15 protein-coding genes are annotated in these 11,781 nt (G+C 59.4%); 8 read left to right on the forward strand and 7 right to left on the reverse strand.

Annotation, left to right across the window (positions count from 1 at the left end):
- The first annotated feature begins 13 nt into the window (after positions 1-13).
- Genes BN1139_RS13600 through nqrM form a run of 8 tightly spaced genes read left to right on the forward strand, consistent with a single transcriptional unit; the run spans position 14 to position 7,124 of the window.
- Positions 14-1,357, forward strand: coding sequence for a Na(+)-translocating NADH-quinone reductase subunit A (locus tag BN1139_RS13600; RefSeq protein WP_005349684.1), 1,344 nt, complete (start codon positions 14-16; stop codon positions 1,355-1,357).
- A 3-nt stretch (positions 1,358-1,360) separates the two neighbouring features.
- Positions 1,361-2,590, forward strand: a complete 1,230-nt coding sequence (locus tag BN1139_RS13605) for an NADH:ubiquinone reductase (Na(+)-transporting) subunit B (RefSeq protein WP_005338642.1) — start codon at positions 1,361-1,363, stop codon at positions 2,588-2,590.
- On the forward strand, positions 2,580-3,368 hold the full coding sequence (locus BN1139_RS13610; protein ID WP_005349682.1) for a Na(+)-translocating NADH-quinone reductase subunit C: 789 nt from the start codon (positions 2,580-2,582) through the stop codon (positions 3,366-3,368). The genes BN1139_RS13605 and BN1139_RS13610 overlap by 11 nt, the downstream gene beginning before the upstream one ends.
- Positions 3,361-3,993, forward strand: a complete 633-nt coding sequence (locus BN1139_RS13615) for an NADH:ubiquinone reductase (Na(+)-transporting) subunit D (RefSeq protein WP_005338644.1) — start codon at positions 3,361-3,363, stop codon at positions 3,991-3,993. Before BN1139_RS13610 ends, BN1139_RS13615 begins: the two co-directional genes overlap by 8 nt.
- Before the next feature lie 3 nt (positions 3,994-3,996).
- A complete protein-coding gene (gene nqrE / locus BN1139_RS13620) occupies positions 3,997-4,593 on the forward strand; it encodes an NADH:ubiquinone reductase (Na(+)-transporting) subunit E (protein ID WP_005338645.1) in 597 nt (198 codons plus the stop codon).
- A gap of 32 nt (positions 4,594-4,625) precedes the next feature.
- Complete coding sequence (gene nqrF, locus BN1139_RS13625; protein ID WP_005338656.1) at positions 4,626-5,849, forward strand: NADH:ubiquinone reductase (Na(+)-transporting) subunit F; 1,224 nt, start codon at positions 4,626-4,628, stop codon at positions 5,847-5,849.
- Positions 5,850-5,852: 3 nt separating this feature from the next.
- Complete coding sequence (locus BN1139_RS13630; protein ID WP_005338666.1) at positions 5,853-6,890, forward strand: FAD:protein FMN transferase ApbE; 1,038 nt, start codon at positions 5,853-5,855, stop codon at positions 6,888-6,890.
- A 9-nt stretch (positions 6,891-6,899) separates the two neighbouring features.
- Positions 6,900-7,124: a (Na+)-NQR maturation NqrM gene (nqrM, locus tag BN1139_RS13635; protein ID WP_005338668.1), complete on the forward strand. Its 225-nt coding sequence runs from the start codon at positions 6,900-6,902 to the stop codon at positions 7,122-7,124.
- 73 nt (positions 7,125-7,197) lie between these two features.
- On the opposite strand, the gene BN1139_RS13640 is transcribed toward nqrM, so the two are convergent.
- From BN1139_RS13640 to BN1139_RS13670, 7 genes are all read right to left on the reverse strand, one after another.
- Complete coding sequence (locus BN1139_RS13640; protein WP_005349673.1) at positions 7,198-7,737, reverse strand: DUF3833 domain-containing protein; 540 nt, start codon at positions 7,735-7,737, stop codon at positions 7,198-7,200.
- 14 nt (positions 7,738-7,751) lie between these two features.
- The gene (locus tag BN1139_RS13645) at positions 7,752-8,294 is read right to left on the reverse strand and encodes a chalcone isomerase family protein (protein WP_013724030.1); all 543 of its coding nucleotides are present in this window, start codon (positions 8,292-8,294) and stop codon (positions 7,752-7,754) included.
- Complete coding sequence (locus BN1139_RS13650) at positions 8,251-8,472, reverse strand: TIGR02450 family Trp-rich protein (RefSeq protein ID WP_041980611.1); 222 nt, start codon at positions 8,470-8,472, stop codon at positions 8,251-8,253. The genes BN1139_RS13645 and BN1139_RS13650 overlap by 44 nt, the downstream gene beginning before the upstream one ends.
- Positions 8,469-8,945 carry a DUF2878 domain-containing protein gene (locus tag BN1139_RS13655; protein WP_005349669.1) on the reverse strand — a complete coding sequence of 159 codons (477 nt, stop codon included), beginning with the start codon at positions 8,943-8,945 and terminating at the stop codon, positions 8,469-8,471. Before BN1139_RS13655 ends, BN1139_RS13650 begins: the two co-directional genes overlap by 4 nt.
- A 2-nt stretch (positions 8,946-8,947) precedes the next feature.
- Positions 8,948-10,204: an SAM-dependent methyltransferase gene (locus BN1139_RS13660; protein ID WP_013724031.1), complete on the reverse strand. Its 1,257-nt coding sequence runs from the start codon at positions 10,202-10,204 to the stop codon at positions 8,948-8,950.
- Positions 10,204-10,986 carry a DUF1365 domain-containing protein gene (locus BN1139_RS13665; RefSeq protein ID WP_013724032.1) on the reverse strand — a complete coding sequence of 261 codons (783 nt, stop codon included), beginning with the start codon at positions 10,984-10,986 and terminating at the stop codon, positions 10,204-10,206. The genes BN1139_RS13660 and BN1139_RS13665 overlap by 1 nt, the downstream gene beginning before the upstream one ends.
- Positions 10,983-11,781, reverse strand: a 799-nt coding sequence (locus tag BN1139_RS13670; RefSeq protein ID WP_337588714.1) for an NAD(P)/FAD-dependent oxidoreductase, incomplete at its 5' end; no start/stop codon positions are given. The genes BN1139_RS13670 and BN1139_RS13665, both read right to left, overlap by 4 nt.

Consider the following 11,781-nt stretch of genomic DNA (forward strand, 5'->3'; position numbering starts at 1 on the left):
AGTGCAAGTAAGTATGATTACAATCAAAAGAGGACTGGACATCCCCGTGCTGGGTGCGCCAGAGCAAGTAATCTACGATGGCCCCGCCATCACCCGTGTTGCGACACTGGGCGAGGAGTTTGTGGGGATGCGACCTACTATGTTCGTCAAAGTAGGTGATCGCGTCATCAAAGGTCAGGATCTTTTTGAAGACAAGAAGAATCCGGGCGTTAAATTCACAGCTCCTGCCACCGGTGTGGTTTCAGAGATCAACCGTGGTGCCAAACGTGTTCTCCAGTCAGTGGTCATCGACCTCGACGGTTCCGATGAACAGGTGACGTTTGAGCATTTTGCCTCTGCCGAGCTGGCCAAGCTCGAGCGCAGCAAGGTGCAAGAGATCCTGGTCGCATCAGGTCAGTGGACTGCGTTGCGTACCCGTCCGTTCAGCAAAGTCCCCGCGGTAGCGTCTGCCCCGCGCGCAATCTTTGTGACTGCAATGGACACCAACCCGCTGGCAGCCGATGCCGAGCTGATTATCAAGGAACAGCCGCAGGCCTTCCTCGATGGTCTGGCCGTATTGACCCGCCTGACCGACGGCGCAGTCTACGTCTGTAAAGGCGAAGGCAGTCTGCCCCACTCTCCGCTGGCTCAGGTCAAGGAAGAGATCTTCGTTGGTCCGCACCCTGCCGGTCTGCCGGGTACCCATATCCACTTCCTGGATCCGGTCAGCAGCACCAAGGTGCAGTGGCACATCAACTATCAGGATGTGATTGCATTCGGCAAGCTGTTCACCACCGGTCAGATCTTCACTGACAAGGTGATCGCCCTGGCTGGCCCGAACGTGCTCAAGCCGCGTCTGCTGCGTACCCGTCTGGGCGCCTGCATCAGCCAGCTCACCAACAATGAGCTGCGTGCCGACGAAAACCGTATCATCTCCGGTTCTATCCTGAGTGGTGCCAAAGCCGAAGGTGTTCACGACTACCTGGGCCGCTACCACAATCAGGTTTGCGTGCTGGGTGAAGGTCGCGAGAAAGAGTTCCTGGGCTGGATCAACCCCAGCGCCAACAAGTTCTCTATCACCCGTACCACCCTCTCTCATCTGATGAAGGGCAAGCTGATCAACTTCACCACCACTACCAACGGTAGTGACCGTTCCATGGTGCCTATCGGCAACTATGAGCGGGTGATGCCACTCGACATCCTGCCGACCCTGCTGCTGCGGGACATGGTCTCCGGCGATACCGACGGTGCGCAAGCACTGGGCTGCCTGGAGCTGGATGAGGAAGATTTGGCGCTCTGTACCTTTGTCTGCCCCGGCAAGACAGAGTACGGCCCGATCTTGCGTGAGTGCCTGACCAAGATTGAACTGGAAGGTTAAGCGATGAGTTTCAAGCAACTTCTTGAAAATATGGAACACCACTTCGAACCGGGTGGAAAGTACGCCAAGTACTATGCCCTGTTCGAAGCGGCGTACACCCTGTTCTACACCCCGGGTAGCGTTACCCGCAACGCCTCCCACGTTCGTGATGCGCTCGATCTGAAGCGCATGATGATCATGGTGTGGCTGGCCGTGTTCCCGGCCATGTTCTGGGGCATGTACAACGTTGGTAACCAGGCGATTGCCGCCATTGCCCACATGGGCTCGGCTGCTGGTGCCAGCAGCTGGCAATATGCCCTGGCTACCATGCTGGGCGCCTCCCTCGATCCGGCTGTTGCCGGTATCGGCAGCAAGATGCTGATTGGCGCCACCCACTTCTTCCCAATCTATATCACCGTCTTCTTTGTCGGTGGCTTCTGGGAAGTGCTGTTCGCCATGGTGCGCAAACACGAGATCAACGAAGGCTTCTTCGTGACCTCCATTCTGTTTGCCCTGATCGTGCCGCCCGAGCTGCCCCTGTGGCAAGCTGCGCTGGGTATCACCTTCGGTGTGGTGATGGCCAAAGAGGTGTTCGGTGGTACCGGCAAGAACTTCCTGAACCCGGCGCTGGCTGGTCGTGCGTTCCTGTTCTTCGCCTACCCGGGCCAGATTTCCGGTGACGCCGTGTGGGTTGCCGTTGACGGCTTCTCCGGCGCGACTGCCCTGAGCCAGTGGGCCCAAGGCGGCCAGATGGCGCTGATCAACGGTGCAACCGGCCAGGCTATCAGCTGGATGGACGCTTTCTTGGGTAACCTGCCGGGTTCCATCGGTGAAGTCTCTACCCTGATGATCCTGCTGGGTGCTGCCATGATCGTCTACATGCGCATTGCCTCCTGGCGTATCATCGCCGGCGTGATGATCGGTATGATCGCCACCTCCCTGCTGTTCAACGTCATCGGTTCCGATACCAACCCCATGTTCAACATGCCGTGGCACTGGCATCTGGTACTGGGTGGCTTCGCCTTCGGTATGGCCTTCATGGCGACCGACCCTGTCTCCGCAGCCTTTACCAACAAAGGCAAGTGGTGGTATGGCGCCCTGATCGGCGTAATGGTCGTGCTGGTTCGCGTGGTCAACCCTGCGTTCCCGGAAGGCATGATGCTGGCCATTCTGTTTGCGAACCTGTTTGCTCCCCTGTTTGACCACTTCGTCGCTCAGGCAAACATCAAGCGGAGGATTGCTCGTGGCGTTTAATAAAGATTCAACCCTCGGCACCGTCAGCGTGGTCACCGGCCTCTGTCTGGCCTGTTCCATCGTGGTATCCGTTGCCGCTGTGGGCCTGCGTTCTACCCAGCAGGAAAACAAGGCGCTGGACAAGCAGAGCAACATTCTCGCCGTAGCCGGTGTGGATGTAAGCGAAGTGGCCAAGCGCGACCTGGCCAAACTGTATGGCGAGAAGATCGAAGCGCGTCTGGTGGATCTGGCAACCGGTGACTTTGTTGACGGCGATGCCGACAACTTCGACACCAAGCTGGCAGCCAAAGATCCGGCCCGCAGCATCCGTCTTGCCGCCGCTGACGACAAGGCCAGCCTGCGTCAGATCTCCAAGCAGATCCCGGTATTCTTCGCCAAGGATGCCGAAGGCAAGATCGACAGCATCATCCTGCCCATCTACGGTCAGGGTCTGTGGTCGACCATGTATGCCTTCGTCGCCGTTGCCGCTGATGGCCAGACCATCAAGGGCATCACCTACTATGACCACGGTGAAACCCCGGGTCTGGGTGGCGAGATCGAAAACCCGGCCTGGCAGGCGCTGTTCAAGGACAAGAAACTGTTCGACCAGAATGGCATGCCGGCGCTGCGCGTCATCAAGGGCCATGCTCCGGCGGGCTCCGAGCACGAGATCGATGGTCTCTCCGGTGCCACTCTGACCGGTAACGGCGTACAGCATACCTTCGACTTCTGGATGGGTCCCAAGGGCTTCGGTCCTTTCCTGGCCAAGGTTCGTGCAGGAGAAATCAACAATGGCTGACAAGAGCGAAATGAAGAAGTTGCTGTTGACGCCTGTGCTGGGCAACAACCCCATCGCCTTGCAGGTGCTGGGCGTCTGTTCTGCACTGGCGGTTACCAGCCAGATGAAAACTGCGTTTGTAATGACCCTCGCGGTCATGGCGGTCACCGCCTTCTCAAACCTGTTCATCTCCCTGATCCGCAACCAGATCCCGAACAGCGTCCGGATTATCGTACAGATGGCGATCATCGCCTCACTGGTTATCGTGGTTGACCAGGTGCTCAAGGCGTACGCCTATGACATCTCCAAGCAACTGTCGGTCTTCGTGGGTCTGATCATCACCAACTGTATCGTAATGGGCCGCGCTGAAGCATACGCCATGAAGAGTGCCCCGCTGCCCTCCTTCCTGGATGGTATCGGCAACGGTCTGGGCTATGGCGCCATTCTGCTGAGCGTCGCGACCGTGCGTGAACTGCTGGGCTCCGGCACCTGGTTCGGCATCGAGCTGCTGCCGCTGGTGAACAACGGTGGCTGGTATGTGCCCAACGGCCTGCTGCTGCTGCCGCCGAGTGCATTCTTCATCATTGGTCTGATCATTTGGGGCGTGCGCACCAAGGATCCCAAGCAGGTGGAGGCGAAGGATTAAGGTATGGAACACTATCTGAGTCTGTTGATTAAATCGATCTTCATCGAAAACCTGGCACTCTCCTTCTTCCTGGGGATGTGTACCTTCCTGGCGGTGTCCAAGAAGGTAAAGACCTCCATGGGTCTGGGTATTGCCGTTATTGTGGTGCAGACCATCGCGGTTCCTGCCAACAACCTGATCTACAACTACGTGCTTAAAGATGGCGCTCTGGTATCCGGTCTGGATCTGAGCTTCCTGAGCTTCATCACCTTCATCGGTGTGATTGCAGCACTGGTACAGATCCTGGAGATGGCGCTGGACAAGTACTTCCCGGCACTCTACAACGCGCTGGGTATCTTCCTGCCGCTCATCACCGTGAACTGCGCCATCTTCGGTGGCGTCTCCTTCATGGTGCAGCGTGACTACAACTTCATGGAGTCTGTGGTCTACGGTGTGGGTTCAGGGGCAGGCTGGATGCTGGCGATCGTTGCGCTGGCTGGTATCCGCGAGAAGATGAAGTACTCTGATGTTCCGGAAGGCCTGCGCGGTCTGGGCATCACCTTCATCACCGCCGGTCTGATGGCGCTGGGCTTCATGTCCTTCTCTGGTATCTCCCTGTAATCGGCTTTCCTGCAATCAGAAAGGAACGATAGATGGAAATTATTTTGGGTGTGGTCATGTTTACCGTGATCCTGCTGGCACTGGTGGCAGTCATTCTGTTCGCCAAGTCCAAGCTGGTGACCGCGGGCGACGTGACAATCAGCATCAATGGTGACCCGGCCAAGGCTGTGACCAGCCCGGCCGGTGGCAAGCTGCTCGGCGTGCTGGCTGGCAGCGGTATCTTCGTCTCCTCCGCCTGTGGCGGCGGTGGCTCCTGCGGCCAGTGCAAGGTACGGGTGAAATCCGGTGGCGGCGACATTCTGCCGACCGAACTGGATCACATCAGCAAGGGTGAAGCCCGTCATGGCGAGCGTCTGGCCTGTCAGGTTACCGTTCGCTCCGACATGGATATCGAACTGCCGGAAGAGATCTTCGGGGTGAAGAAGTGGGAATGTACTGTTATCTCCAACGATAACAAGGCCACCTTCATCAAGGAGCTCAAGCTGCAGATCCCCGATGGCGAGAGCGTGCCGTTCCGCGCCGGTGGTTATATCCAGATTGAAGCCCCGGCTCACCACGTGCACTACAAGAACTTCGATATTCCCGAGGAGTATCGCGGGGACTGGGATCGCTTCAAGATTTTTGAGCTGGAGTCCAAGGTCGATGAGCCAATCATCCGGGCCTACTCCATGGCCAACTATCCGGAAGAGTTCGGCATCATCATGCTGAACGTGCGTATCGCGACCCCGCCGCCCAGCAACTGGACTGCCCCTCCGGGACAGATGTCCTCCTACATCTTCAGCCTGAAGGCTGGCGACAAGGTGACTATCTCCGGTCCGTTCGGTGAGTTCTTCGCCAAGGACACCGATGCCGAAATGGTATTCATCGGTGGTGGTGCAGGTATGGCGCCGATGCGTTCCCATATCTTCGACCAGCTGCGTCGCCTGAAGTCCAAGCGCAAGATGAGCTTCTGGTACGGTGCCCGTTCCAAGCGCGAAATGTTCTATGTCGAAGACTTTGACATGCTCGCCGCCGAGAACGAGAACTTCACCTGGAACGTCGCGCTGTCTGATCCGCAACCGGAAGACAACTGGGACGGCTACACCGGCTTCATCCACAACGTGCTCTACGAGAACTATCTCAAGAACCACGAAGCACCGGAAGATTGCGAGTTCTACATGTGTGGACCTCCGGTGATGAACGCTGCCGTCATCAACATGCTCAAAGACTTGGGCGTTGAAGACGAAAACATCCTGTTGGATGACTTTGGTGGTTAATCCATGCACAGTGTTGTAAAGACCTGGCTAGCCTTCGGGCTAGCCTTTTTCTTGACTGGGTGCGGTCAGGAGACGGTCCAATCCAAACCGGAGATCCACATCACCGGCAGCACCATGGGCACTTATTACTCCATCAAGGTGGCGGACAGCGCCATCAGCGATCCGGCCAAGCTTCAAGCTGAGGTGGATGTGTTGCTGGAGCGGGTCAACGATCAGATGTCGACCTATCGCCCCGATTCCGAACTGTCGCGCTTCAACCAGAGCCGTGACAACAAACCGGTAGTGGTCTCCCGCGATACCGCACGGGTCGTCACAGAGGCCATTCACATTGGCCGTGAGAGCCAGGGGGCGCTGGACGTCACCGTTGGCCCCTTGGTCAATCTGTGGGGCTTTGGCCCGGACAAGAAGCCGACCAAGGTCCCTTCCGATGAGCTGATCACCCAGACTCGCCAGAAGACCGGTCTGGGCAACCTGCACGTCATCACCTCGGTGGATGCCGATACCCTGCAAAAAGATATTCCGGACCTCTACGTCGATCTCTCTGCCATCGCCAAGGGCTTTGGTGTGGACAAGGTAGCCGAATATCTGGAGTCACTGGGTGCGCGCAACTATCTGGTGGAGATTGGCGGCGAGCTGCGGATCAATGGCGTCAACGGCAAGGGTCACCCCTGGCGCGTGGCCATCGAGAAGCCCACCGCAGGCACCGGCACGGTGCAAGAGGTGATCGTGCCCGGTGACAACGGGGTGGCCACCTCCGGCGATTACCGCAACTACTATGAACTGGATGGTCAGCGCTTCTCCCACACCATAGATCCGCGCAGCGGCAAGCCGATCCAGCACCGTCTGGTATCGGTCACCGTGATCCACCCCTCCTGCATGACCGCAGACGGGTTGGCCACCGTGTTTATGGTGATGGGGACCGAGAAAAGCCTGGCCTATGCCAACGAGCGCGGCCTGGCGATCTTCGTGATCACCAAGACGGACAACGGCTTTGAAGAGGCTTACTCCGATGCTTTCAAGCCCTATCTGGTCAAGAAGTAAGAGGTAGAGATGCAGATTTTTCTGATCACCTTCGGGGTATTCATGCTGGTGATAGCCGCCATGGCTATCGGTTACATCTTCCAGAAGAAGACCATCTCCGGCTCCTGTGGCGGTCTGGGTAGCGTCGGCATCGAGAAAGAGTGCGATTGCCCGGAACCCTGCGACAACCGCAAGAAGAAGATGGCCAAGGAAGAGGCCCGTCGCAAGATGCTGGAAGAGAACCGCATCATCTGATGACTCTGGTTTTTCGGTAAACAAAAGCGCGCCATCGGCGCGCTTTTTATTGGCCGTTATCTTGCGTTAACGGTCAGGGCTGACGTTCGATATAGAGGATCACCTCGCCAAGATGGATACCGAACTTGCTGATCTCGGCACGATTGATCAGACGATCTTCGTCCAGCAGGTACATCCAGTCATCGAAGCTCACCCGCACCACCTCGCCATCCGGCAGCGCCAGATCGAGCTGATAACGCCAGTTGAGGGCAAACCCTTGGGTTTTACCCACCGCCTCCCCCACCACATCGGAAGCAGTACCGCGCCAATGACCATCATCGCCCTTGCTCAGATACCAGGTACGGGTCTGCTGGCGGCCATCATCAAAGTAGAACTGCTCGAACAGCTCTCCCTTGCCATCCTTCCAACGACCCACCATCTCGACCCGAAAGCGACTGGTCACTTCGCCGCTGCGGTCGGCCACCAGGCCGTGAGCCACCAATTTGCCGTTGAAGAAACGGGCGAGATCCCAGTTTGGCCCCTGCCCACGATAGTCATCGAGACTGGCACCACAGCCGCTCAGCAGCAAAAAGGGGAGCAACAGCAACCAGCGGTATGCACGATAGAAAGGCATCAGAGACTCCATGTTCAGGGTTGGCCACGCAGGCGGCGGGTCAGGGCGGGATCGCGGCTGTTGTCAGCCAGCCAGATGGCGAGAAAAGCGGCCGAGAATTGCGGATCAGCCAGGGTACCGAGGGACTTCTCCTGCCACCAGAAGTGGCCTGCCCCGCCCTTGTCGACATAGAAGGTGAGCTTGTCGCCTGCCTGCACATCGGGCCAGAGTGCTGCGAGCTGGCCGAGCCAGCGCTGACGCTCGGCGTCAGAGCCAAGACCGAGCCGCTGCCACTCGGCGGCGGTGGCGCTCAGCAGATCTTCCCGCTCGATGGATCTGGCATAGGTGAGGGTCAGGGCCTGCGGATAGTGACCGGGCTGATAGTGCCCGCTCGCACTGTAGAGGGTGGCATCGTAGATCTTGAACCAAAGCCAGTTCATCTCCCCCTGCCCGACCGGGCGCAACTGCTGCCAGGGGGCGGAAGAAGCCTGCACCGCGGTTGCAGCAAAGAGCGTAAACGCCAGCAGCAGCGGGTTAATTCCACCCCATATGCCAGTGGTTGGGGTCTTCCAGTTCATGCCAGTCCATCTCCTGTTCTTGCAGGGTGTTGATATCCTGCATCACCACCTGCACCAACTGCCCCTGCGCATTCCGCTGGCAGGCAACCACCAGATAGAAGCGATCAGTCAGCTCATGCTGGCTCTCTTTGGTCCATTTGGAAAAAAGCAACGAGTCGGTCGAAAAGGTGTTTGTCATGACTCACCCTCCAGCTTGACCATTACCCACAGGAGTACGGGTAACCACCACATCCAGATCACTGCCAGCAGCGCCGTGCTGATCCAGATGCCCCAGGGTAAGTGTACTGCCCCCATGGCGGCCCCCGCCACATAGGAGGAGGCACCACCAAATACGCCAAACAGCGCCTGCTGCCAGCGAGGCAAGCGCAGCAGCCAGCGCATACCGTAGGCCAGCGTCAGGGCAAAACCGAGCCAGAGCAGCACCAGCCAGAGGGGAAAACCGGACGGGAACCGGAACAGGCCGAGCTGCCAGAGCAGGGCATCCAGCAGACAGCCGGCCACCGCGATGGGGAGCAGCCGCCAGTCACGCAGGCGGCTGGGTGAGAAGATAAAGTGCAGCAGCAACATTGCCAGCAGCGGGCCCGGCTGCTGCCACTTCACCGCCAGCAACCAGTAGAGGTTGAACCCCAGCAGGTGAGCCCACTGCCACATGGTCAGTGACCGCTTACTGGCACATCACCCGACCAGCCAGCAGGCCCCGGCTTGGCGGCCTCCAACTGCACCAGACTGATGCTGCGCTCCCAGAATCCCCCCTCGCAATAGGCAAAGTAGAAGTGCCACAACCGGATGAAATCCTGGCTGTAACCGAGCTTGGGCAGCTCGGGTGCCAGCGCCAGAAACCGCTCGCACCAGTGAGCCAGGGTGCGGGCATAGTGATGACCATGATCGTGCAGCCGCACCAGCTGCATGTCGGTCTCCCGCGCCAGCAGCCCCGCCATCTGGGAGACACTCGGCAGGCAGCCACCGGGGAAGATATAGCGCTGGATAAAATCGACCCCGCGCAGATACTGGGCGTGGCGCTGATCGGCGATGGTGATGGCCTGAATGAGCAGACGGCCACCGGGCTTGAGCAGCCGCGACAGCTGGCGGAAATAGTCGGGCAGGAAGGCGTGGCCCACCGCCTCGATCATCTCGATGGAGACCAGCTTGTCGTAAGTGCCCTCCAGCTTGCGGTAATCCTCCAGCAGCAAGGTGATGCGATCCCCCAGCCCCTCCCGCACAATCCACTCCTTGGCATAGTCATGCTGGGCCCGGGAGATGGTCGTGGTCGTCACCCGGCAGCCATAGTGGCGGGCGGCATAGACAGCAAGGCCGCCCCAGCCGGTGCCGATCTCCAGCAGATGATCGTCAGGCCCTAACTCGAGCCGCTCGCAGATGGTGCGCAACTTGGCCTGCTGCCCCTCTTCCAAAGTGGCCTCGGCGCTCGGATAGATGGCGCTCGAGTACTGCATATGGCTGTCGAGAAACCCCTGATAGAGGGTATTGCCGAGATCGTAGTGGGCGGCGATGTTGGAGCGCGAACCGGTCAGAGTATTGCGGTTGAGCCAGTGGCGCACCTTGTTGAACGGGAAACTGAGCCAGCCGAGGCGCCGTTCGAGGGAGTCGAGCAGGGTCAGGTTGCGGGCCAGCAGCCGCACCAGCGCCACCGGATCCGGGCTGGTCCAGAGCCCCTCCACCCAGGTTTCTCCGGCGGCAATGCTGCCCCCCAGCAACAGGCGACGATAGAAGGCAGGATCCTGCACCACCAGTTCGGCATGCAGATCGGTACCCGCGACGCCAAAGCTGTGGCGCTCACCGCCATCCCGCAGCAGCAGCTGGCCATGTTCGAGGCGACCCAGCAGATTGAGCAGCAGTTGTCTTGCCCCCTTGTCGATGAAAGAGGCAGAGAGGGTTGATTGAGCAAGTTCCATTAGCGGCTCTCCGGATGGGTAAAAATCGGGGTTCGTTTGATAAATAGACGCAGGGCCTGCCAGTAGATCCCGAGCAGCACCTTCATGGTCATCCATGGCCAGCGGGCCAGCAGGGCCACCAGCCCCTTGCGCGACAGTGGTTCGCGAGTGAGCGCCAGGGTTGCGTCAAACAGCTTGGCTTCACCGGATACGGGATGACTCTCGATATGGATCAGAGTCTCCTGCGCGGGCGGCCTGATCCGCCAGTGATAACGCATCGCCAACCCCATAAAGGGGGAGACGTGAAAATCCTTGTCATGGGGTGCCAGCGCCGCCAAATCCAGCAGGTAGTAGTGACGCTCGTTCCAGGGAGTGTTCGACACCTCTGCCAGCAGATAGCGCGCCTCGCCCTGCCGGTAGCAGAAGTAGAAGTTGACCGGGCTGAAGTAGAACCCCAGACAGCGCACATTGCCGAGCAGCAGTACCCGCCCCTCGGGCTCGGCATCTCCACCCAGTTCGCTCACCTTCTGCCACACCGCCTGCTTGAGGCTTCCCTCACTCCCCTTGAGATAGTCCTGGCGGTGAAACGAGAGCAGCCCCGAGCGCTCAACCCCGAACCAGCGCCCCTGATCGAGCTGCGGCAGCTCGTCGAGATCCAGCCCCAGCATAAAAAGGCTGTAGGAGAAGGCGTGAGCCCGCGGTGCAAAACGGCGGTGGCGCACCGAGCCCTGCCAGATGGCGCTGGTAACACCGGCCAGTTCGTCTGTACGCTCATGTTCGGTGGCAACGGTGGCGCCGTTCATAGCTCGGCTCCGAAGCGCCTGGCGACATCCAGCGCGCTGCGCACCCCATCCTCGTGGAAGCCGTTGTACCAGTAGGCACCACAGAAGTGGGTGTGCTGCTGGCCGCAGATCTCCGCGCGCCGTTGCTGGGCGGCGATGGAGGCCTGATTGAACACCGGATGGTGGTAAACGAAGCGGCGCAGCACCTTGCTCTCATCCACCTTGCCCTTGGGGTTGAGGCTGACGCAGAAGGGCTCCGGCGAGTTCACCCCCTGCAGGATGTTCATGTTGTAGCTCACCAGCGGCCGCGCCTCGTCGTTGCCATCTAGCTGATAGTTCCAGCTGGCCCATGCCTTGCGGCGGGTGGGCAGGCAGCGAGCATCGGTATGGAGCCAGACATCGTTGGCCTGATAGGGCATGTCGCCGAGGATGGCCTGCTCCCGCTCGCCGGGATCCGCCAGCAGCGCCAGCGCCTGATCGCTATGGCAGGCGAAGATCACCTCGTCAAACCGCTCCTCGCCGTAACTGCTCTGGATCACCACACCGTCCGCGTCCCGCCGTACGCTCTGCACCGGACAGGCGAGGCGGATCTGCGACTGCCAACCCGCGGTAAGGGGGCCGATATATTCCCGCGAGCCACCCGGGATCACGTACCACTGGGGGCGATTGGCCACATCGAGCAGGCCGTGGTTGGCAAAAAAGCGCAGGAAGAAGCCAAGGGGGAAGGCACGCATATCGGCCAGGGTCGATGACCAGATCGCCGCTCCCATCGGCAAGATATAGTGGCGGGCGAAGTAATCGCTAAACTCCCCCGCC

This window comes from Aeromonas veronii bv. veronii, from assembly GCF_000820225.1.
Classification (GTDB): Bacteria; Pseudomonadota; Gammaproteobacteria; order Enterobacterales; family Aeromonadaceae; genus Aeromonas; species Aeromonas veronii.

Coding starts and splice junctions, on each gene's coding strand:
- BN1139_RS13650 (WP_041980611.1), bottom strand. CDS start 8,472: ATGACAAACACCTTTTCGACCGACTCGTTGCTTTTTTCCAAATGGACC.
- nqrE (WP_005338645.1), top strand. CDS start 3,997: ATGGAACACTATCTGAGTCTGTTGATTAAATCGATCTTCATCGAAAAC.
- BN1139_RS13645 (WP_013724030.1), bottom strand. CDS start 8,294: ATGAACTGGAAGACCCCAACCACTGGCATATGGGGTGGAATTAACCCG.
- BN1139_RS13665 (WP_013724032.1), bottom strand. CDS start 10,986: ATGAACGGCGCCACCGTTGCCACCGAACATGAGCGTACAGACGAACTG.
- BN1139_RS13640 (WP_005349673.1), bottom strand. CDS start 7,737: ATGCCTTTCTATCGTGCATACCGCTGGTTGCTGTTGCTCCCCTTTTTG.
- BN1139_RS13605 (WP_005338642.1), top strand. CDS start 1,361: ATGAGTTTCAAGCAACTTCTTGAAAATATGGAACACCACTTCGAACCG.
- BN1139_RS13630 (WP_005338666.1), top strand. CDS start 5,853: ATGCACAGTGTTGTAAAGACCTGGCTAGCCTTCGGGCTAGCCTTTTTC.
- BN1139_RS13660 (WP_013724031.1), bottom strand. CDS start 10,204: ATGGAACTTGCTCAATCAACCCTCTCTGCCTCTTTCATCGACAAGGGG.
- BN1139_RS13615 (WP_005338644.1), top strand. CDS start 3,361: ATGGCTGACAAGAGCGAAATGAAGAAGTTGCTGTTGACGCCTGTGCTG.
- nqrF (WP_005338656.1), top strand. CDS start 4,626: ATGGAAATTATTTTGGGTGTGGTCATGTTTACCGTGATCCTGCTGGCA.
- BN1139_RS13600 (WP_005349684.1), top strand. CDS start 14: ATGATTACAATCAAAAGAGGACTGGACATCCCCGTGCTGGGTGCGCCA.
- BN1139_RS13655 (WP_005349669.1), bottom strand. CDS start 8,945: ATGTGGCAGTGGGCTCACCTGCTGGGGTTCAACCTCTACTGGTTGCTG.
- nqrM (WP_005338668.1), top strand. CDS start 6,900: ATGCAGATTTTTCTGATCACCTTCGGGGTATTCATGCTGGTGATAGCC.